Here is a 20,078-nt window from a genome sequence, read left to right as displayed (position 1 = left end):
CATGCAGTACGGACAAATCGTTTTTATCCTTTTCGTGGCAATGGCCTGCTATTACGTCTTCCTCATCTTCACGGACATAAGGACAGCGCAGGCGGCTCAGAACGCGGAAAAGGAGAACCATACGGAAGAAGAGATAGACATATCGGACGAGGCAAAGAGCTTCCGCCCGACCAGAGTCAGCAGGGACGAGGAAAAGAAGGAAGAGGCGGTTGGCAACGGGCAATCCGAACCGGACTCACCCCAAGAAAAAGGCTTCCGCCGTCCCGGTTACCGTGAGGCCGTCATGACCGACGGCATCCTTGTGGACGACCTCATCCACGAAATCGACAGGCTGGCGGAAAGCGGCACCAGCGACCTCGGCCTGGTCATATACACCTGCGAGAACGCAAGGTGAGAATCACACGTTCCTTTAGCGACCCCTGTTCCTTCGGCGATGAAACAACCATTTAATGATTAAAGAAATGCAGACACTAAAAAGAAAATGCCTACGCGCATTCGTCCGTTTCAAACAGTCCGCGTTCGCCCGGAAGGGCACGCTCGCCCTCGTGGCACTCACCCTCGCCGCCGGCGACGTCATGGCTGGTAGCAAGGGGGCGGCGGGCTTCACCAAGGCCACCCAGGAAGTAAGCTCCTACCAGACACCCGTCTCCAACCTCATGAAGGCTATCGCGGCGGTCATCGTGCTGGTAGGCGCGTTCAATGTCTACTTCAAGATGCAGAACGGCGACCAGGATGTCAAGAAGACCATCATGCTGACCATCGGCGGATGTATCGCATTCATCGCTTTGTCAGAGGCTTTGCCGCTTTTCTTCACGTAAGGCCATGGAGGAAAACAAGAACGGTCAGGACGGCTTCCCCGTGTTCAAGGGACTCCAGAAACCGCTGGAGTTCATGGGCATCCGGGGCCGTTTCCTCACGCTGGCGGCGGTGGCCATAGGCGTGTCCTTCGTGGGGTTCATCGCCTTTTCCATCGTCCTGGGGAAACTCGCCGGGTTCGTCGCCATGCTGGTGATGGCCGCCGCAGGGCTGGCCACCATCTTCGTGAAGCAGCGCGGCGGACTGCACAACAAGAAACGGGCGAAGGGAATCTACGTCTATAAGAACATCCGGAAAACGGATTAAAGAGTATTGAAGAACTGATAAAAACAGAAAGCATCCTATGGCACAGAACAGGAAACGGGCATTCGAGGGGCTTTACGCCCAGCTGGAAGAGACGGACGGCCATGCCGTCCTCTTCTCCGCCAGGGGCGAGCCTTCGGTCATATTCGAGACGGCCAACCCCGTGCAGCAGCTATGCACGGACGCGGAGCAGTACCTGCGCTTCCAAGACGTGCTCTCCAACCTCGTACAGACACTCGGCGAGGGCTACGCCCTGCAGAAGCAGGACATCTTCTGCAGACAGGCCTACCACCACGACGTGCCGGAGGATGCGGAGTTCCTGACGCGGAGCTACTTCCGCTACTTCGAGGGAAGGGAGTTCACCGAGATACGCACCTACCTTGTCATCACGCAGGAGGCGCAGCGCGGCCAGTTCGTGCAGTACGACCCGAAGAAGTGGGCGGAGTTCCATTCCAAGGTGGCCAAGGCGGAGGACATCCTGAGCGAGAGGCACATCCGCCACAGGCGGCTGACAAGGGACGAGGTGGACGAATACTGCCACCGCTTCATGGCCTTCCGCTTCCGCCACGGCCCGTTCTCCATGAGCAACTTCAAGGCTTCGGACGAGTACCTGAAGGTGGGCGGCCGCGTGGTGCGCTCCTATCCGCTGGTGGACATCGACGAGATAAACCTGCCCTCACGCATCAGGCCCTACACGCAGGCCAGCGTCAACGGCTACGGCATCGCCACAGACCTTTTCTCGTTTCTGACAAGCGTTCCCCATGCGGATTGCGTGGTGTACAACCAGGTGGTGCAGATACCCGGACAGCGCAAGCTGCTCCGCAAGCTCCAGGCCAAGGCCAAGCGTCACGGCTCCATGCCCGACCCGAGCAACCGGATAGCCAAGGCAGACATCGAGGAGGTCTTGGAAAAGCTTGCCGTGGACAGTTCGCTGCTGGTCTACGCCAACTTCAACATCCTAGTGAGCTGCCCGGCGGACAAGGTAACGCCCGTCACTTCCTACCTGGAAACCAAGCTGTACGGGTGCGGCATCATGCCCTCGCGCACGGCCTACAACCAGCTGGAGCTGTTCACCGACAGCTTCCCCGGCAATGCCTACGCCTTCAATCCCGACTACGACCTGTTCCTTACCCTGTCGGACGCCGCCCTGTGCTTCTTCTTCAAGGAACACCTGAAGAAATCGGAGGACACGCCCCTGACCACGTACTACACCGACCGGCAGGGGCTGCCCGTCTGCATCGACATCACGGGCAAGGAGGGCAAGGTGAAGATGACCGACAACGCCAACTTCTTCTGTATCGGGCCAAGCGGAAGCGGCAAGTCGTTTCATATGAACTCAGTCGTCCGCCAGTTGTTGGAACAGCAGACGGATGTGGTCATGGTGGACACGGGCGACTCCTACGAGGGCATCTGTGGCTACTACGGCGGCACGTACATCTCCTATTCCAAAGAGAAACCCATCTCCATGAACCCCTTCAAGGTCACGGCGGAGGAATACGGGCTGAACTTCGGCGAGAAGAAGAATTTCCTCAAATCGCTTGTGTTCCTCATCCTCAAGGGCAGCACATTCCCCAGCAAGATAGAGGACATGATAGTCAACCAGACCCTCGTAGAATATTACGATGCCTATTTCCATCCTTTCGAGAAATTCACGGAAAAGCAGCGTGCAGAGTTGCGGCAAAAGCTACTTGTAGACGCCAAGATGGAGGATGACTACGAGAAATACAACCACGAGATGGAGGACATCGACCGCCTGATAAACGCCAATGACCAGCCGGAAGTGCCGGAAAGCCGCGCCCTGCTGCTCCCCTCGGAAGTCAGGCGCATGAAACTCGTCCGCCAGTGCCGTTCGCTCATGGCACTCATACGAGACAAGGCCGCCTCGGAGTCCGAAAGGGAACACGCCGCACATATCGTGGAGAAATACCGCAAGGAGCTGTACGAGAATACCATGCTTGTCAAGATAGACAAGCAGATAGACCGCATGGAGGAGCAGAAACGGCGGTTGAAGGTCAGGGAACTTTCCTTCAACTCTTACTACGAGTTCGCCGTGGAGCGCATCCCGCAAATCACTTCCCTAGAGAAAATAACATTCGACATACACAACTTCGCCGCCATCCTCAAGCAGTTCTACCGGGGCGGCGAGCTGGAAATGACGCTGAACGCCGACCTGGACGTTGACCTCTTCAACGAGCGTTTCATCGTCTTCGAAATCGACAAGATAAAAGATGACCCTGTACTTTTTCCCATCGTGGTGCTCATCATCATGGACGTGTTCCTCCAGAAAATGCGCATCAAGAAGGGGCGCAAGGCCCTGATAATCGAAGAGGCGTGGAAGGCCATCGCCTCGCCCACGATGGCGGAGTACATCAAGTACCTGTACAAGACCGTCCGCAAGTTCCACGGCATCGCCGGGGTGGTCACGCAGGAACTGAACGACGTGATAGATTCGCCCATCGTCAAGGAGGCCATCATCAACAACTCCGACGTGAAAATACTGCTCGACCAGTCCAAATTCAAGGACAGGTACGAACAGATAGCCGCCATACTGGGACTGACCCCCGTGCAGCGGCAGCAGATATTCACCATCAACGCGCTCGACAACCACGAGGGGCGCAGCTACTTCAAGGAGGTGTGGATATGCCGGGGACAGCATTCCGATGTGTACGGCGTGGAGGAAGCCCCCGAATGTTACTGGGCCTACACCACCGAGCGGACGGAAAAAGAGGCGTTGAAAACATACCTGCGGCACTACGGCACGGTGCAGGAGGCCATCACGCGCATCGAGGCCGACCGTAAAAAAGCGGGCAGCCCCAAGTACCTGGAGTTCGCCAGACAAGTCAACCAACATCAAAAAGTAATGTCATTATGGGAAAGCTGAAAAACATATTGTTAGGAACATTCCTGTTTGCCGCGTCCGCCCCCACGTTTGCCGGATGGCGCATCGTCATAGACCGTAACTGCATCGCAACGGTGGGCGCCAACCTGGCCTCGCAGAAGCTCATCGAGGGGCAGCACAACCAACGGCTGGACTCCATCGCCTCCAAGAAGCAGAAGGTGGAACTCTACACCGTGAGCATGGCCACCATCAAGGAGCTGTACAAGCTCTCGATGGAAAACATCTCCGGTTTCGGTACGGAGAGTCTTTACTACAAGGAAATCGGAAGTTGCGCCTTCGATATCCTCAAAGACGTGCCGGAACTTATTGAAACGGTGGGCAGGGCGAAGTTTACGAACAAGCTGCTTTGCCTCAATGAACTCGGCAACCTCGTAGCCGAGACCCAACAACTGGTGGGCGACTTCGTGAACATCGTGAACAACGCCAGGGTGCAGAACCCGCTCAAAGGGGAAGCCACGGCGGAGAGGAAAAGCGACGGGTACAACCTGCTCGACCGCTACGAGCGGCTGACCCTGGCCAATCGCATATATACTGACCTTACGAAGATACGCTACAAGGTGGAGGGAATGATGCTCATGGCACAGTATGCCACAGCGGACGACCTCTTCTTTGCCATCGACCCGGAGGGCTGGGCAAACGTGGTGACCATGAAGAACCGTGTCGGTAGCCTTGTCCAGTCATGGAACGGGCTTGTAGCTTCCAATTACTGAACCAGACAACAAGAGCCATGGACTATAATATAAAAGGTATAGGAAATTGCAAGGCGGTTTTTGTTGCTGCCTTTATGACAATCGCCGTACTGTCGCTTCCCGTCAGGGTATCGGCCGGAGTCATACCCAAAGACCTCCCGACTATCGAGGCCCTGATAGCCCTGCACAAGGCGGTGAAGAAGGACGAGGACAAGGCCATGCAGCGTGTGGCCGCCAGCTTCGGCGAGCAGTCGCTCATCACTAAGGGGGCCGGCAAGTTCAACGACGTGCGCACCACCCTGAACACAAAGCTGGACAACGCCCATTCCAACCTGGTGCTGGCAGGTGCCATCTCTTCCACGGCCAATGCCCTGTACCAGTTGGTGAAGGAATACAAGGACTTCACTTCAAACACGTTCGGCCATGTCAGCAAGAAGCCCTTCGTGGCGTGGTACTATGCCGACGCCAACCTGGCCATATCGAGGGAGGTGAAGCACTGCTACAAGCTCTATGCGTCGGTGGCCGCTTCCGGCATCAACCTGATGAAGGCTTCCATGGACGAGAAACTGAACCTGGTGATGACGCTGAAAAGCACCATTGACAGGGCGAGGTACATCATCGACAACGCGAACCTTTACTGCTATCTTGTTACCGATTGCGGATGGAAGCCGGACTACATCTGGGAGATACTGAACTCCGAAGTCAAGGACGAGATAGCAAAAACAATTATCAACAAATGGAACCAAGGATATGAGATATAGAGTAATAACACTTTGCCTGTTCAGCCTGTTGGCAGCCTCTGGCATTCAGGCACAAGTACCCGTCCGTGATGACGAGAAGAAGAAACAATGGCAGTCCATGGAGAACGGGCCGTGGGACTTCGCGCCCGACTGGTACTATTATTTCCTGCACAAGGGTTACTCCGGCGCGGAAATGTATTGGAAATGGGCGGGCTTCAAGTCCGGCTTCCGTGTCCGCTTCAAGGAATCCAAGTCGAACATCAAACGCATCATGCCCACACGGGTCATATCCGAGGAGACCCAGCGGCAGAAGCTGGAGAAGGTGGAGGAAGAACGCAAATATGTGGAAGAGCTGTACAAGGAGGAGCTTGTCCGGGAGGCCGACCGCGCCGTTGACCTGGTCTATCCGGCCTACAAGGACGAGTTCAACCGGATGCAGGACTGCATCACCGACGGCCTGCTCTATTGCATGACGAAAAGCGGCGGAAAGTTGAAGCCGCAGGTGGACGAACTGGGCAGGCAGAATGAAATCCTTTGCGCAGGTATTGCCTATATCCGCAAGACGGGCGTGGGCTACGGACTGGAGAACGCCAAGCGGCAGCAAGCCTACGAAGAAGCCAAAGGAAAGATGGAGGCACTCGTGAAACAGACCGCCAACCTCTGCGCCGTGGCCGCCACACATTATTAGAATTAAAATGTATTACATGAAGATAAGAATACGATTATGCAACTGTCTGCTGTTTTATTGACCATAGGCCTTCCGGCCATCGACGAGAGCCTGGACAAGCTCCTTGTCGCCATGGAGACGTTCCCCAACGTGGCCGTGCTGGGCGACGCGGTGGGACTGGCCCGTATCATCGGGCTGCTGCTCGCCCTCTGCGTGGGTTCCTACGAGTGCTGGATGATGATGCTCGGACGGCGCGGCATGGACGTAATGAAGCTCCTCCGCATCGTCGGCATCTCCATCTGCATCTCTTCCTCCTCGTGGATATGTGACGCCCTGCAGGTGCCCGGCAAGGGACTTGAAAGCGCGAGCAAGGCGATGGCGCAGGCCAAGAACAAGGAGGTGGCCGCCTTCGAGCTGAAGGTGGCTCAAAAACAAAGCGAGTACCTTGACCGGCTGCGCACCGTGCAGGATTCCATCGCAACCGCGCAGCAGGTGGCCGCCATCGGACAGGACGCCGCATGGTGGGACAAGCTCATCTACAACGTGGAGAACCTTGGCAACACCATCAACAACTACGCCCAACGGGCGGTGGTGGCCACGGAGACCAAGGTCAGCGAATGGATAAACGATGTCATCCGCTTCGTGGGAGAGCTGATTTTTCAGATGTCCTACTACGGCATCCTCGTGGCTCAGCGCATCTTCATGGCCATCATGATGATATTCTGCCCCATCATGTTCGCCCTTTCCCTCGCCCCGCCGTGGAACTCGGCGTGGAGCCAGTGGATGTCCAAGTTCCTTTCCCTCTCGCTGTGGGGCTTCGTGACCTACATGTGCCTCTACTACGTTGACTTCATCCTGCTTTACAACCTCCAGCAAGACCTCGTGGCCTACGACCACCTGCTGCACGGTTCGGTCAACTCATGGTCGCAGATCGGCGCATTGGGGCTGCAGGGCATCGGCTCCAACTGCATGTACGCCATGGGGATGCTGGTCGGCGCGTACATCATACGTTTCGTTCCGGAAGTGGCCTCGTGGCTCATCCCCGGCGGCGTAAGTTCGGGCGCGGCCACGGCGGCAGGCTCCACGGCTACGGGCATCGCTTTCATGGCTGGAGGCGCGGCCGGTTCGGTGGCCGGTGGAGCGGTTTCCATGGTCAAGCCCAAATCTGGAAGATAAAATCATAAAAATAAAGAAATATGCTCATAGAATCACTGGCACAGAAAACAAGGCTCGCCATGGTGACGGTGCTGGCCACCATAGGCGGATGCGCCGTCATCTGCGGCTTCACCGTATGGTGCTGCATCTCCCTCGTAAACAAGGAAAGGGAGCAGATATACATATTGGACGGCGACATCCCGTTCCTCGCCGAGCGCGCGCAGCTGGAGGCCAATTTCACGATGGAGGCCCAGGCGCACATCCAGCTCTTCCATCAGTATTTCTTCAACCTGCCGCCCGACAACGACTACATCAAGTGGACACTCGGCAAGGCCATGTACATGGCGGACGGCACGGCGTTGAAACAGAAGCAGGCGATGGACGAGAACGGCTTTTACTCCGACATCATCTCCTCGTCGGCGGTCTGCACCGTCATGTGCGACTCCATCGACTTCGACGAACAGGAACGGAAGTTCACCTACTACGGCACGCAGCTCATCAAGCGGCGCACCCGTGACCTGAAGCGTTCTTTGGTCACGACCGGATATGTCGAGTCCGTGCCAAGGACGCGGAACAATCCCCACGGATTGCTGATTACCAACTGGAGGACGCTCGAAAACAAGGATTTGGACTACTAAATGCAATTTGGATATGAGAATCAGAAAGAAACTTCGGGAAAGCAGGCTAAGGACGCACTTGCAAATCCGCGCATGGCTGCAACCCAAACTGGGAAAGGCCGGGGAAAGACTCCGGTTGGCCGGTCGCATCCGTCTGGCGAACATTTGGGCACGGAAGCATCCGAAAAGGACTTTTGCCTGTGTTACGGGAACATTGTCGCTCTTACTGGTATGCTCCCTTATCATGAACAATAGCAGGCCGGACGGGACGGACAACGCACACGGCATCGGCGTCATTGCCAATATGGAACCCTTGTTCCAAGGCTTCCGCACCATACAGTCGAACAAAGGCCTGCACCGTGCCACGATACAGGAGCTGGCGGACAGCGGACGGGCCATCCGACGGGAACTTGACTCCCTGATAGCCATGCCTCGGAAAACGCACGGTGACTCCCTGCGGATTGTCAGGCAGTACAAGCGGCTGGAGAACATTGTAAAATTCATCAATAATAACGGAGAACATGATTAAAGTCAATTTCAAACAACCCAAGTACATCTTCCCGGCGGTCATCTTCATACCGCTGTGCGCCCTGGTGTATTTCGTGATGCAGACTTTTGGGGGCGGCGGAGAGCCGGAACAAGCCGTGGCCACCGACCGCATCAACACGGAACTGCCCGAAGCACACGCCGAGGAAGCCGGGGACAAAATGTACGAGATGTCGCGCCGCTTCGGCGACGAGGACGCCTTTACCGCCGTGGGAGGCATTGGCGAGGAAAAGGAGGAGAAAGAGGAGCCGGGACACGGCTACAGCGAGGAGGAACTGGACGGACTGGACGCAGCGGAAGCGGAGCGCATCCGTAGGCAGCAGGAAATGGAGGAACTGGAACGCTCGTTGGCGGAGTCCAGGCGACACATCAATTCATACGCCTATGGCAACAATGCACCTTCAGACCGTATGTCTGATGGAAGCAGTGGCATGGGCTACACTTCGCAGGACGACTTCGCCCGTGACCTGGAGGAAATCCAGCGCCGCAGCTACGAGAGGCAGAAGGCCATCGGGCGCGGCCTTGGGTTCGGCAACCCGGAAGCGGAAGAGGCGACCAAAAGGCAGCGTGCCGACTCGCTGGCGAGAATCCGCAAGGAAGAGGCGGAACGAAACCGCCCGAACCTTGTCATCAAGTCTGCCGACACCAATGCGGACAAGTTCCATACGGTGGCCGCTCCCGACGGTACGGCGGAAGCCAGGCTGATACGCGCCATGATAGACCAGACCACCAAGGCCAAGGAAGGCACGCGCCTGCGCTTCAAGCTGCTTGACGACGTGACGGTGAGCGGCACCAAGTTGAGGAAAGGCACTTACCTCTACGGCACGGTGACGGGATTCTCCAGCCAGCGAGTGAAGGCTACCATCACCAGCATACTTGCCGGGGACAAGTTCATCAAGGTCAAGCTGTCCGTATTCGACAACGACGGCATGGAGGGCTTCTACGTGCCCGAATCCTCGTTCCGCGATTTCGTGAAGAACGCTAGCTCCAACGTGGTGCAACAGGACATCAACATCGAGTCCGACGGCGGCTACGGTTCCGGCATATCCGGCGAGGCCATTGCCTTGCAGGCCCTGCAGAACATGTACAACTCCGCCACTTCCGCCCTGTCTTCCAACATCCGGAAGAACAAGGCGAAAATCAAGTACAACACCATCGTCTATCTCATCAACTCGGACGATGCAAGGTGAACATGATTTGAAAAACAAATACATACTTACTTATATGAAAGCAAGAACCATCTTACTGACTTTGCTCTGTGCCGTGGGCATGGCCGCCTACGCCAACGAGAAAATCTATGTCAACCGGGATGTGACCACACACATCGTCATGCCCGAACCCATCAAGCTGGTGGACATCTCCACCCCGAAGATTGCCGGGAATCAGTGTACGGACAACATCGTCCGCATCAAGCCGTACCATGATGAGGGTGATTCCATACGGTCCGGCGGCTACACGGAGAACGAGCTGCTGGGCACCATCACGCTCATCGGGGAAAGACACATCGCGCAATATGACGTCCTTTATACCGAAGAGCCAGGACAGGCGGCCGCCATCTTCGAGGTGCCGTACACCCACACGCAGTCCTACATCAACCCAGAAGTCACCATGCCCATGTCCGAGATGGCACGCTATGCGTGGGCGGTGTACGGCAGCAGGCGCAAGTACAACCAGATCGTGACGAGGGCGCACGGGATGAAGGCCACGGTCAACAACATCTACGCCGTCGGGGATTACTTCTTCATCGACTTTTCGCTGCGCAACAAAACGAAGATTCCCTACGACATCGAGGAAATCCGCGTGAAGCTCACGGACAAGAAGGAGACCAAGGCGACCAACTCGCAGACTATCGAGCTGTCGCCCGTATTCACGCTCAACTCCACGAGGAAGTTCAGGAAAGACTACCGCAACGTGATGGTGCTGCCCAAGCTGACCTTTCCCGACGAGAAGGTGCTGCGCATTGAAATATCCGAGAATCAGATCAGCGGACGGGTCATCGTGCTGACCGTCGAATACGAGGACATCCTCCATGCGGACGGCTTCGATGCCGACATCCTGAAGGATGCAGCCTACTATCCTTATTACTATATCTCTTATTCCGACAAGCAATGAAGAAGTTTTTGAAGAAGTTTTTAATCACCTTATTCAGTGCGGTCGTTGCCATTGGCGCGTCCGCACAGGACGGCAAGCTGGCGGTAAACGCCGGCTTCCTGTTTCCCTCCACACTGAACGCGACCGTAGGTTACGAGCATCCGCTGTCATACGGAAATGCCGTGGAGCTGTACGGCGAGGCCGGTACCCATTGGCAGGAAAAGGATTTCTGGAAAGGCTACTATTGGGACGGCGGCATTGTCTACAAGCACCGGCTGGTGCGTTACAAGAACGGAATGCTCCGTTTCCGCTTCGGCCCTCAGTTCGGCGCGGTACAAAAGCGGTTCTTCATCGGGTTGGAGGGAGGGTTTGAATACAGCTATGTATTCCGTAACGGCTGGGAGTTCGCCCTGATACAGAAGAACAACGTGAACTTCCTGCACGGCGACACGTTCCGCAACGGGTTGTTGCTTGGAATGAGAATTCCTTTTTAACCACTTGTAAACAAAACAGAAGGCATGGCATTTGAAGAGACAAGGGAACAGCAGCAGATGTACAACTATTTCCGCAGTTGCATTTACATCTTCCTGATTATAGAGATTGTGATGAACCTGCCTGTCACGGCGGACAACCGCATCACGCAGTTCATTCTCGATCTGTTGGGGCGTTTCAAGGTATTCAACACCGTATCGGGCTGCAAGGTGGCGGAGCTGGTGTGCATCTGCATCGTCTGTATCGGCACCAAGGCGAAGAAGGCGTTGAAGTTCAATGTGCGCACGATGGTGGTCTATCCCGTGCTGGCCGGGTTGACCCTTGTCGGGCTGTGCTTCGTGTTCCACGGGATGTATTTCGGCATCAGCTGGTTCGGTTTCCCTGCCAACCGCATCCTGTACGCTCTCTGTTCGGTGGTGGGCACCATGCTGGTACACCAGGGGCTGGACGGCATCGCCAAGTATTACAACAACAAGGTCGGCGAAGACCGCTTCAACTTCGAGAACGAGTCGTTCCAGCAGTCGGAGGTGTTGGTCGCCAACGACTACTCGGTGAACATCCCCATGATATACTATTGGAAGCGGAAGATGCACAGGGGATGGATAAACATCATCAACCCCTTCCGTGGGACAATCGTGTTGGGAACGCCCGGTTCGGGCAAGTCCTTCGGTGTCATTGACCCGTTCATCCGGCAGCACGCCGCCAAGGGGTTCGCCATGATGGTCTATGACTTCAAGTATCCCACGCTTGCAAAGACGCTCTTCTACCAGTTCTGCAAGAATCGGAAGGCCGGCAGGCTGCCTGCCAACTGCGGTTTCCGCACCATCAACTTTACCGATGTGGAGTATTCCGACCGCATCAATCCCATACAGCGGAAGTACATCCCCGACCTTGCGGCGGCGTCGGAAACGGCGGCTACCCTGCTGGCATCGCTCAACAAGGGCGGCGGCGAGAAGAAAGGCGGTTCGGAGGCGTTCTTCACCAACTCGGCGGAGAACTTCCTCGCGGCCATCATCTACTTCTTTGTGAACTTCCACCCCGTGGGCTTCAAGGACGGTAGGAAGCTCAGGCACTTCATCCTACACGAGGGAAAGAAGCTGGAAATCGTCATCAGAAATTGGGACGACTTCAATGCCATTGACAAGGACGGCAACGTAGTGCTGGATTTTGTGGACGAAAAAGGTAATGACGTTTCCACTGACGAAGATAGGATGTTCGTGGACTTGAATGGTTACAGCTACAAAGACCGCACAGGGAAGCTGATACGTATCGACCGCTGCTGGTATGAGGACAAGGACGGCAACGTGGTGGAGCCGGACACTGTCACGGGGGAATATTCGGACATGCCGCACGTCCTCTCGTTTCTCGGCAGGCCATACGACCAGGTGTTCAACATCCTGATGCAGGATGACAAGATAGCCTCGCTTATGGCGCCGTTCAAGAGTGCTTACGAGAACAAGGCCAACGACCAGCTGGAAGGCATGGTGGGCACGTTGCGCGTCAATGCGGCAAGACTCGTGTCGCCTGAAGCCTATTGGGTGTTCACCGGGGACGACTTCGACCTGAAGATTTCCGACAGGGAGCATCCCAGCTACCTTGTCATCGCCAACGACCCGGAGAAGGAGCAGGTCATCGGCTCGCTCAACGCATTGGTGCTGAACCGCCTGATAACCCGTGTGAACTCCAAGGGGAACATCCCGGTGAGCATCATCGTGGACGAGCTGCCCACCCTTTATTTCCATAAGATAGACCGTCTTATCGGCACGGCACGCTCCAATAAGGTGGCCGTTACACTGGGCTTCCAGGAGCTTCCGCAACTGGAGGCCGACTACGGCAAGGTCGGGATGCAGAAGATTATCACCACGTGCGGCAACATCTTCATGGGGGCGGCACGCAACAAGGAGACGCTGGAATGGGCACAGAACGACGTGTTCGGCAAGGCCAAGCAGACCTCGCGCTCCATCTCCATCAACGACCAGAAGGTTTCCACCACCATATCGGAGAAGATGGACTACCTCGTTCCTGCCGCCAAGATAGCGGACATGGCCACGGGATGGCTGGCCGGACAGGCGGCGCGTGACTTCACCGCCACGGACGAGAAGATGCTGGACAGGTTCGACATCGAGCAGTCGGAGGAGTTCAAGACCACCAAGTATTTCTGCAAGACACACTTCGACATGAAGAAGATTAAGGACGAGGAGGAACACTACGTGCCGCTGCCCAAAATCTACGAGTTCAAGAATGACAGGGAGAAGGAAATCCTGCTCAACCGCAACTTCAAACGGGTCAATCAGGAGGTGGAGAACATGGTCAAGGAACTGCTGGGAATGAGTTAAGGATTTGTCTAACTGTCCTTGATAATAAATTGAATGATAATAATATATGGATATTAGTTCAACTTCATATCCGTTAAAGTCGCTTCCTTTATTTAGCGGCAGCGCATTGAAAATCATCGCCGTGCTTTCAATGATGACAGACCACTGCGCATACTATCTCATGGACGGCAATACCTGGGCTTATGAGGTAATGCGGTGCTTCGGGCGTGTCGCCTTTCCCGTGTTCGCTTTCCTGGTTGCGGAAGGATTTGCCCATACCCGCAACCGGATGCGCTACTTCCTTTCCCTCCTGTTGTTCGCTGCCATCAGCGAAGTGCCGTGGTATCTGCTGAACGGAGCGGACGGCACGCACAACGTGATGTTCACGCTGGCCTTGGGAGTGTTGGCGTTGGCCGCTTTCGAGAGGCTTCGGGAGCATCGCATCTTATGCTGTTGTTCCATTCTGCTGACGGCATGGCTGGCTGCATGGTTGGGAACGGACTATGAATGGCGGGGTGTCCTGATGATTGTGGTATTCTACCTGTTGGGTATGGTCAAGAATACGCCGGTCACTTTGCGCAGGATGTTGCAGCTGCTCTTTGCCTTTCCGCTGATGATGCACTACGGCATAATCGGTGCGTTGTTTGCTTGTGTAGTCATCTTCCTGTATGACGGCACAAGAGGTTTCATCCACGGAAACGTGGCCAAGTATGGCTTCTATGCCTTTTATCCGGCGCATTTACTGTCCTTTCTTATTATCTGTCAATCATTATTTTAAGGCTATTGCAAAATGATTCTAAAAATTGGCTAACTTTGCAATAATCTTTGCTAAGTCTGTATAGCGAAGGTATTTAATGCTAACAACCAATTTATTGAATATGAAAACATCATTGGTATTGAATAAAAATCAGATTATCACAAATATCAAAACCATTGAAAAGTATTTGATGGGTGATTCAGATAATGATTTTGATATAATGGCCAAATATATAAGCCATGGACGGGTATTCATCGCCTATAAAATAGATGGTGATTTTCATTTTGCGCCGAGTAGATTCATTGGCTATGCCAACAACACACTAGAACAACACAGACAAAATCCGGATAAACACGGAACTATAACGACACAGCATATTACCCGTATTCTTGGCCATTCCAATATATATTCACAAGAACTGGAAGATGCCTATAAAACTTATTGTGCTTGGTTAGGCAAACAATCATCTAAAAATAACAGAAGTTATTGGTGCTTAGAGGAAGAAATTCCATGGGAATCTAGCAATAATCACTTCTTTGAGGGAGGTAGAAAATTAGTGACCCATATGAAAATAGAACGTAACAGAAAAGTTGTTGCTGAAGCTAAATCTATCTTCAAAAGGAAGCATAATAACGAGTTGTATTGTGAAATCTGCGGATTCAATTTTAAATCCGTTTACGGTGAAATTGGTGAAGATTTCATAGAAGCTCATCATAAAATTGGATTAGCAACGACAGATGGTGAACACAAAATAGAGCCTTCTGATTTTTTAATGGTCTGTTCTAATTGTCATTCTATGCTGCACAGGGCGAATGTATCAACCAATGAATTAAAATCAATTATAAAGGGATGTTCACACAAAAAGTAATAGACGAATTGCAGTCTTATGTATATGCACTGGTTGACCCAAGAAATGACTGTATCTTTTACATTGGAAAGGGCAAGGGGAACAGGGTATTCCAACATACAGAAGACGCCCTTCAAGAGAATACTGACAGTCATAATCTTAAACTTGAAACTATTCGTTCCATCCATAAGGACGGCTTAAAAGTTAAGCATTATATTATCAGGCATAAGCTGTCAGACGAAACCGCTTTTTTGGTGGAATCTGTACTTATTGATATGTTGTCATACACTAAATTCAATAAGGACAATCTTCTCACTAACATTACAAGTGGTCACCATCAATGGGATGAGGGCATAAAAACCACAGAAGAATTGTGTTTATTATATGATTGCCCAAAGATATCCCCCCAAGAAGGCGAATTGCTGCTTCTTGTAAGTCTTAATAGAAGTTATAACCAATCTAAATCAACTGGCATTTATAGGCGAGCAAACGATTATGAATCAACCCGTAAATATTGGCCGGTAAGTAAATCTATGATTACAAAAATCACTTATGTCCTAGGTGTGTATAAGGGTATTGTAAGAACTGTATATAAGCCAACAAAATGGCAGACTTACAAATGTGCGGATGATGGAATGCAATTTAAGAAAACGCGTTATGGATTTGAAGGGATTCCTGTTCCTGACTCACCCTACTTAAATACTGATGTATCAGAATATCCATTTGGTAGCGGAAGTTCAATAAGATACATAAAAAGATGATAATAAGATTTTGTATCTTAAATCATTCTTAGAACCCCGATTACTTCCCGAATGTAATTGGGGTTCTCCGCGTAACCTATATCCCTGAGCCATAACAAGTAGTTTCCTCCCTTATACTTGTACTGTACCTTGGTGTAATAGGCCCGGACACTCTCCGTCCAATGTCCGAACTCGAAATATTTTCCCGTCCGTGGGTTGGTCAGGCCGAACAGATTGTGTTTGTTCCGGCATACCGGGGAGGTGAACCACCCGGTTTCAAGGATGGCCTGAGCCAATACGATTTTCGGATGCCGTATGCCGTTCCGTATGATTTCCGCATAGAGGTTGAGGATAGTCAATTCGGGAGGCATGGATTTTTGGGATGTCCTTTTGTCATCTTTTTGGCCTTTCACCTTCTTCTTTTCTTTTGTCGCCACATGGATATGCAAGGTGTCGTTTCTGACATCTTGCGCATTATTACTGATTGTATCATTCTCTTTTCCAGTCGCTTTCATCGTTTTACTTACAGAACATGGTATAAACTCCGACTCTTTGGTAATGGTATAGAACTGTGCCGATGCGCTAAAGGGCATCAGCAACAGCATCAGGAATGGCAGAATAGTGTTGTGCATTTCTTTTTCTTGTTTGGGTGAAAATACTTTTGCAGGGTGTTCAAGCGGTTTCGGCCGCAAAATTAACCCGTAAAAACAAGTATAACGAAATGGACAACAGAAATTTATCCGAAACGCTACCCTACGGGAAGCTGGCGATGCTGGGCATCGACAGGGAGAAGGCAGACCTTCTGCCGCAGGAGGTGAAGGAAAAGCTGCTCTCCGGCGAGGTCACGCCTCTCATGCAGGTTTCCATCCGTGCGCAGAACGGCAATGCCGTCACGCTGCCGCTCAAACTCCAGCTGGTGTCAGACAGGCTGGGCAACCCGGCCCTGATGGCCTATCCCGTCAGGGCGGCCCTAGAAACGCAACGCAACCAGGCTCTCGGCCTGACTGAACAGGAAGCGGAACGCCTCAAAAAAGGAGAAGTCATCCAGAAGGCCGTGGATGTGGACGGCGAAAAGACCCGGCAGTATCTCCAGCTCGACCCTGAGACTAAATCCGTCATCCACCGCCGTGTGACCGATATACAGCTGGAACAGAAGCTGAAGGACATGGAGAAGGTGAACGACATCGAGCTGGGCACGCAACAGAAGCAGCAGGTGCGTGACGGCAAGCCCGTGGAACTCAATGTCGGCGGCGAGAAGGTGTCGGTCGGCGTTGACCTGAGGGAGCCGCAGGGCTTCAAGGTCATCAGGGGCGACCTGAAGGAATGGGAACGCCAGCAGAAGCTACGCTACGACGAGCTGCACCCGGAATACCTCGGACTGGTGCAGACCGACAGCAACCGTTGGGAATACCAGAAGGTCGTGGACAGGCAGTCACAGGAACGTACCATGAAACTGCACTCCCCCAAAGAGAATGTCAGCCAAAGTCTCAAACGCTAAATCCGTCCGCTTATGGCAAAGAAACAAGAACAGGAAAACACCGCAGACATGTTGCGGCAATTCGACACGCTGAAACAGAAGCATCCCGACGCGATGCTCCTCTTCCGCAAGGGGGACTTCTACGAGATGTACCGGGAGGATGCAGTCAAGGCCGCCGCCATCCTGGCCATCACACTGACGAGCAGAGCCTTTCCCGGAGAAAAAGAACCTGTCAAGTACACCCTGTTTCCCTACCACGCCTTGGATGTATATCTTCCCAAGCTGATACGCTCCGGGCAGAGGGTGGCCATCTGTGACCAACTCGAAACTCACAAGCTGAAAAAGGATGAGCGGTCCATACAAGAAGCCGGAGAAAAGTCAAAGATAAAAGAAGAAATCATACCCAACAATACTGATATGGCAAAGAAAAAGAAAGACCAGGCCATGCAGGACAAGCCTGTCCAGACGGCCACGAATGAGGTACAGGAGAAACCTGCCCGTCAGAAAAGCACAGAACGGCAACCCGAAGCAAAGGCGGATGCCAATGTGGAACAGCAGGCCGGGGCGAAAAAGGAACGCAAGCCGCGCGAACCGCAGATGGTGACAGCCGACGGCGGCAAAGTGACCCACGGCCATGCCTACCAGGGCAAGGACAACCCGGAGGATTGGTACTTCACCGCTAAAATTGACGGCCAGCAGCTCAAGCCACAAAAGATGGACGCCGCCGACCTCGCCGCCTACCAGAAGAAGGAGCTGACCGTGCCGCAGCTGATGGAACGCTACTACCCGACGAAGCTGATGCCGAAAGTGCCGGAGGACACCTACAGGTTCCCACGGCAGATGGAGGGTGCGGAAGGAGCGGTTGCCATCGAGAAGTTCAATGTCTACAAGGAAAAGGACGAGCAGCGTCCCGACTTCGGGCGGTACAAGTTCTATGCCCAGGTGGACGGCGCAAGGATGTCCGCCGTGGCCTCTCGCCAGGACCTGAACGCCTACTTCGACCGGGTGATGACCCCGAACCAGCTCATCGAGAAGAACTTCGGCGAGCGGCTGCACCTGAAGTCCGCCTACGAGAAGTACCGGCTTCCCGAAGGCGTTGACCCCAAGGGTGTCCGTGTGGCAAAAGACCACACCGACAACAAATGGAAGGTGTACGTGGACATGGGCGACAAGGGCAAGACCGCCCGACATGAAATCTCCTTTGACGACGGCTATTCGCTTTTCAAGACCCGTACCGCCACACGCGAGCAGATTGCGGCCAAGTACCTCACTCCGGAAATCAACGGGCTGCTCTCGGCCCAGACCAACAGGCTGGAGAAATCAAACTCAATGAAAATGTAAATCACTTACTCATAACAAAATAGTATTATTATGTCAGAAGCAATGAATCACGAGGAGCTTGTTGAACTCCTCCAGGAAGGCAAGATAGGCTATCTCCGCTTCGTGCTGGAGGGCGAAAGCGAACAGGACTATCTGGAGTGGTGCCGTGCGCACGGCACGGACCCGTCGGACGAGTCCGCCGAGTTTTATGTGGAACAGACGGACATCATGCAGATGGAACGCCAGCTAATCGACGACGGAGACTATGGCATCTGGAACTAACCCGGCATCTGCCAACTCCGGCCAGGCGGCCATAGACCGCTTCGCCGAGATGATGATCGGGCGCATGGAGCAGATGAAGGCGTCCGACTGGAAGAAGGGCTGGATAGGCGGAGCGTCGGGATATGCGGGTCTGCCCCAGAACGTGGGCGGACGCAACTATTCCGGCTCCAACTCCTTCTTCCTGCAGCTCCACACGGCGGCCAACGGCTACGACCTGCCCGTGTTCCTCACCTTCAAGCAGGCGCACAACCTGAAAGCCCACGTGCTCAAAGGCGAGAAGGCCTTCCCCGTCATCTATTGGGACATGCTCGTGAAAGACAAGGACGGCAGGAAGGTCAGTTCGGAGGAATACCGGGCCATGAGCAAAGAGGAGAAGGAAGGCATGGAGGTCATCCCGTTCGTCAAGGCGTTTCCCGTGTACAACGTGGCGCAGACCAACCTGGCCGAAGTGCAGCCCGAACGGATGCAAAAGCTCATGGACAGGTTCAGGATACCCGAACTCCGCGACACGGAAGGCATGTACGCCCACGCCGCGCTTGACAGGATGGTCGAAACGCAGGGCTGGGTCTGCCCGATACAGGCGGACAAGCGTGTGGACGGGGCGTATTACTCGCCGGGACAGGACATCGTGGTGCTGCCCATGAAGGCGCAGTTCAACATTGGGAGTACGCCCGATGAAATCTACCGTGGCGGCATGGAGTTCTATTCCACCATGCTGCATGAGATGGCCCACTCCACCATGACACCGCAGCGGCTCAACCGCGACGGCATGGGCAGGTTCGGAGACCCCAAGTATGCCAAGGAGGAGCTTGTCGCCGAACTGACGGCGGCGATGATAAGCCATTCGATGGGCTTTGACTCGAAGGTCACGGACAACTCGGCCGCCTACCTGGATTCGTGGATCGGCGTGTTGAAACAGGAGCCGAAATTCATCGTCTCGGTCATGGCGGACGTGAACAGGGCTTCGGACATGATACTCGACCATGTGGACAGGCAGCGGCTGGCCTTGAACGAACAGCCCTACCTGGCCAAGAACGACCCGCTCGCCCCGCTTGCCCCCGGCGAGGAAGTGCCCTTCAGGAACGCGGCCATCGTCAAGACACGCGGCGGCGACTACGCCATCCGTGCCTCGTATGACGGCGTGGAGCTGGGTCTGAAGAAGGTGTCGAAAGGCACGGCCCGGACTTACTTCCAGCTTACGGACTACAAGGACAAGGCGGCCTTCCTGAACATGACAGCACGCAAGACCTTCGGACCGGAGATTGCCATGATGGGCAGGACGCAGGCCGTAAGCGCCAAGATGAGTATCTAATCCAAACAAAGTA

22 protein-coding genes are annotated in these 20,078 nt (G+C 54.0%); 21 read left to right on the top strand and 1 reads right to left on the bottom strand.

Annotated elements, in window-relative coordinates; all coding sequences use genetic code 11:
- Position 1 precedes the first annotated feature (1 nt).
- From M3087_RS02435 to M3087_RS02355, 17 genes are all read left to right on the top strand, one after another.
- Positions 2-394, top strand: coding sequence for a hypothetical protein (locus M3087_RS02435; RefSeq protein ID WP_125105079.1), 393 nt, complete (start codon positions 2-4; stop codon positions 392-394).
- Positions 395-461: 67 nt separating this feature from the next.
- Positions 462-818 (top strand): DUF4134 domain-containing protein, encoded by a 357-nt coding sequence (locus M3087_RS02430; RefSeq protein WP_087330397.1) that lies wholly within the window; start codon positions 462-464, stop codon positions 816-818.
- Positions 819-822: 4 nt separating this feature from the next.
- Positions 823-1,122 carry a DUF4133 domain-containing protein gene (locus M3087_RS02425; RefSeq protein ID WP_249082466.1) on the top strand — a complete coding sequence of 100 codons (300 nt, stop codon included), beginning with the start codon at positions 823-825 and terminating at the stop codon, positions 1,120-1,122.
- 37 nt (positions 1,123-1,159) lie between these two features.
- Positions 1,160-4,000 (top strand): TraG family conjugative transposon ATPase, encoded by a 2,841-nt coding sequence (locus tag M3087_RS02420; protein WP_249093481.1) that lies wholly within the window; start codon positions 1,160-1,162, stop codon positions 3,998-4,000.
- On the top strand, positions 3,988-4,728 hold the full coding sequence (locus M3087_RS02415; RefSeq protein WP_087249863.1) for a hypothetical protein: 741 nt from the start codon (positions 3,988-3,990) through the stop codon (positions 4,726-4,728). Before M3087_RS02420 ends, M3087_RS02415 begins: the two co-directional genes overlap by 13 nt.
- Positions 4,729-4,802: 74 nt before the next feature.
- Positions 4,803-5,468, top strand: coding sequence for a hypothetical protein (locus M3087_RS02410; RefSeq protein ID WP_249093479.1), 666 nt, complete (start codon positions 4,803-4,805; stop codon positions 5,466-5,468).
- A complete protein-coding gene (locus M3087_RS02405; protein WP_204396264.1) occupies positions 5,458-6,135 on the top strand; it encodes a DUF5045 domain-containing protein in 678 nt (225 codons plus the stop codon). Before M3087_RS02410 ends, M3087_RS02405 begins: the two co-directional genes overlap by 11 nt.
- 36 nt (positions 6,136-6,171) lie before the next feature.
- Entirely contained in the window at positions 6,172-7,290 is a 1,119-nt protein-coding gene (locus M3087_RS02400; RefSeq protein ID WP_249093477.1) for a hypothetical protein, read from the top strand.
- Between the two features lie 20 nt (positions 7,291-7,310).
- Complete coding sequence (gene traK / locus M3087_RS02395) at positions 7,311-7,907, top strand: conjugative transposon protein TraK (RefSeq protein WP_087330330.1); 597 nt, start codon at positions 7,311-7,313, stop codon at positions 7,905-7,907.
- Positions 7,908-8,130: 223 nt separating this feature from the next.
- Entirely contained in the window at positions 8,131-8,415 is a 285-nt protein-coding gene (locus M3087_RS14400) for a hypothetical protein (RefSeq protein ID WP_410796794.1), read from the top strand.
- Positions 8,408-9,622 (top strand): conjugative transposon protein TraM, encoded by a 1,215-nt coding sequence (gene traM / locus M3087_RS02385; protein WP_249093475.1) that lies wholly within the window; start codon positions 8,408-8,410, stop codon positions 9,620-9,622. The genes M3087_RS14400 and traM overlap by 8 nt, the downstream gene beginning before the upstream one ends.
- A 34-nt stretch (positions 9,623-9,656) precedes the next feature.
- Entirely contained in the window at positions 9,657-10,544 is an 888-nt protein-coding gene (traN, locus tag M3087_RS02380; RefSeq protein ID WP_249093473.1) for a conjugative transposon protein TraN, read from the top strand.
- An 8-nt stretch (positions 10,545-10,552) separates the two neighbouring features.
- On the top strand, positions 10,553-11,017 hold the full coding sequence (locus M3087_RS02375) for a hypothetical protein (protein WP_249082485.1): 465 nt from the start codon (positions 10,553-10,555) through the stop codon (positions 11,015-11,017).
- A 24-nt stretch (positions 11,018-11,041) separates the two neighbouring features.
- Complete coding sequence (locus tag M3087_RS02370) at positions 11,042-13,351, top strand: type IV secretory system conjugative DNA transfer family protein (RefSeq protein WP_249093471.1); 2,310 nt, start codon at positions 11,042-11,044, stop codon at positions 13,349-13,351.
- Between the two features lie 46 nt (positions 13,352-13,397).
- Positions 13,398-14,108: a TraX family protein gene (locus tag M3087_RS02365; protein ID WP_249093469.1), complete on the top strand. Its 711-nt coding sequence runs from the start codon at positions 13,398-13,400 to the stop codon at positions 14,106-14,108.
- Positions 14,109-14,208: 100 nt separating this feature from the next.
- On the top strand, positions 14,209-14,955 hold the full coding sequence (locus M3087_RS02360) for an HNH endonuclease (RefSeq protein ID WP_249093466.1): 747 nt from the start codon (positions 14,209-14,211) through the stop codon (positions 14,953-14,955).
- Positions 14,937-15,695, top strand: a complete 759-nt coding sequence (locus tag M3087_RS02355) for an LEM-3-like GIY-YIG domain-containing protein (RefSeq protein WP_217718358.1) — start codon at positions 14,937-14,939, stop codon at positions 15,693-15,695. The genes M3087_RS02360 and M3087_RS02355 overlap by 19 nt, the downstream gene beginning before the upstream one ends.
- A gap of 17 nt (positions 15,696-15,712) precedes the next feature.
- On the opposite strand, the gene M3087_RS02350 is transcribed toward M3087_RS02355, so the two are convergent.
- A complete protein-coding gene (locus M3087_RS02350) occupies positions 15,713-16,306 on the bottom strand; it encodes a glucosaminidase domain-containing protein (protein ID WP_217718360.1) in 594 nt (197 codons plus the stop codon).
- A gap of 89 nt (positions 16,307-16,395) precedes the next feature.
- On the opposite strand from M3087_RS02350, the gene M3087_RS02345 reads away from it, so the two are divergent.
- Genes M3087_RS02345 through M3087_RS02330 form a run of 4 tightly spaced genes read left to right on the top strand, consistent with a single transcriptional unit; the run spans position 16,396 to position 20,065 of the window.
- On the top strand, positions 16,396-17,172 hold the full coding sequence (locus tag M3087_RS02345) for a DUF3945 domain-containing protein (protein WP_249093463.1): 777 nt from the start codon (positions 16,396-16,398) through the stop codon (positions 17,170-17,172).
- Positions 17,173-17,184: 12 nt separating this feature from the next.
- Complete coding sequence (locus M3087_RS02340) at positions 17,185-18,492, top strand: DNA mismatch repair protein MutS (protein ID WP_249093460.1); 1,308 nt, start codon at positions 17,185-17,187, stop codon at positions 18,490-18,492.
- A gap of 30 nt (positions 18,493-18,522) precedes the next feature.
- Complete coding sequence (locus tag M3087_RS02335; RefSeq protein WP_249093459.1) at positions 18,523-18,753, top strand: hypothetical protein; 231 nt, start codon at positions 18,523-18,525, stop codon at positions 18,751-18,753.
- Complete coding sequence (locus M3087_RS02330; RefSeq protein WP_249093456.1) at positions 18,737-20,065, top strand: ArdC family protein; 1,329 nt, start codon at positions 18,737-18,739, stop codon at positions 20,063-20,065. The genes M3087_RS02335 and M3087_RS02330 overlap by 17 nt, the downstream gene beginning before the upstream one ends.
- Positions 20,066-20,078: the final 13 nt, after the last annotated feature.

The sequence above is a fragment of the Mediterranea sp. ET5 genome (genome assembly GCF_023337025.1).
Taxonomy (GTDB): Bacteria; Bacteroidota; Bacteroidia; order Bacteroidales; family Bacteroidaceae; genus Phocaeicola_A.
The sequence above is the reverse complement of the archived record's forward strand: the minus strand, read 5'-3'. Positions and strand labels throughout refer to the sequence as shown.

What these genes read in the sequence shown, in the direction of transcription:
- M3087_RS14400 (WP_410796794.1), top strand. Translation starts at nt 8,131, where the DNA reads ATGAACAATAGCAGGCCGGACGGGACGGACAACGCACACGGCATCGGC.
- M3087_RS02400 (WP_249093477.1), top strand. Translation starts at nt 6,172, where the DNA reads ATGCAACTGTCTGCTGTTTTATTGACCATAGGCCTTCCGGCCATCGAC.
- M3087_RS02345 (WP_249093463.1), top strand. Translation starts at nt 16,396, where the DNA reads ATGGACAACAGAAATTTATCCGAAACGCTACCCTACGGGAAGCTGGCG.
- M3087_RS02360 (WP_249093466.1), top strand. Translation starts at nt 14,209, where the DNA reads ATGAAAACATCATTGGTATTGAATAAAAATCAGATTATCACAAATATC.
- M3087_RS02410 (WP_249093479.1), top strand. Translation starts at nt 4,803, where the DNA reads ATGACAATCGCCGTACTGTCGCTTCCCGTCAGGGTATCGGCCGGAGTC.
- traK (WP_087330330.1), top strand. Translation starts at nt 7,311, where the DNA reads ATGCTCATAGAATCACTGGCACAGAAAACAAGGCTCGCCATGGTGACG.
- M3087_RS02330 (WP_249093456.1), top strand. Translation starts at nt 18,737, where the DNA reads ATGGCATCTGGAACTAACCCGGCATCTGCCAACTCCGGCCAGGCGGCC.
- traN (WP_249093473.1), top strand. Translation starts at nt 9,657, where the DNA reads ATGAAAGCAAGAACCATCTTACTGACTTTGCTCTGTGCCGTGGGCATG.
- M3087_RS02430 (WP_087330397.1), top strand. Translation starts at nt 462, where the DNA reads ATGCAGACACTAAAAAGAAAATGCCTACGCGCATTCGTCCGTTTCAAA.
- M3087_RS02335 (WP_249093459.1), top strand. Translation starts at nt 18,523, where the DNA reads ATGTCAGAAGCAATGAATCACGAGGAGCTTGTTGAACTCCTCCAGGAA.
- M3087_RS02435 (WP_125105079.1), top strand. Translation starts at nt 2, where the DNA reads ATGCAGTACGGACAAATCGTTTTTATCCTTTTCGTGGCAATGGCCTGC.
- M3087_RS02425 (WP_249082466.1), top strand. Translation starts at nt 823, where the DNA reads ATGGAGGAAAACAAGAACGGTCAGGACGGCTTCCCCGTGTTCAAGGGA.
- traM (WP_249093475.1), top strand. Translation starts at nt 8,408, where the DNA reads ATGATTAAAGTCAATTTCAAACAACCCAAGTACATCTTCCCGGCGGTC.
- M3087_RS02415 (WP_087249863.1), top strand. Translation starts at nt 3,988, where the DNA reads ATGGGAAAGCTGAAAAACATATTGTTAGGAACATTCCTGTTTGCCGCG.
- M3087_RS02370 (WP_249093471.1), top strand. Translation starts at nt 11,042, where the DNA reads ATGGCATTTGAAGAGACAAGGGAACAGCAGCAGATGTACAACTATTTC.
- M3087_RS02355 (WP_217718358.1), top strand. Translation starts at nt 14,937, where the DNA reads ATGTTCACACAAAAAGTAATAGACGAATTGCAGTCTTATGTATATGCA.
- M3087_RS02405 (WP_204396264.1), top strand. Translation starts at nt 5,458, where the DNA reads ATGAGATATAGAGTAATAACACTTTGCCTGTTCAGCCTGTTGGCAGCC.
- M3087_RS02365 (WP_249093469.1), top strand. Translation starts at nt 13,398, where the DNA reads ATGGATATTAGTTCAACTTCATATCCGTTAAAGTCGCTTCCTTTATTT.
- M3087_RS02350 (WP_217718360.1), bottom strand. Translation starts at nt 16,306, where the DNA reads ATGCACAACACTATTCTGCCATTCCTGATGCTGTTGCTGATGCCCTTT.
- M3087_RS02340 (WP_249093460.1), top strand. Translation starts at nt 17,185, where the DNA reads ATGGCAAAGAAACAAGAACAGGAAAACACCGCAGACATGTTGCGGCAA.
- M3087_RS02420 (WP_249093481.1), top strand. Translation starts at nt 1,160, where the DNA reads ATGGCACAGAACAGGAAACGGGCATTCGAGGGGCTTTACGCCCAGCTG.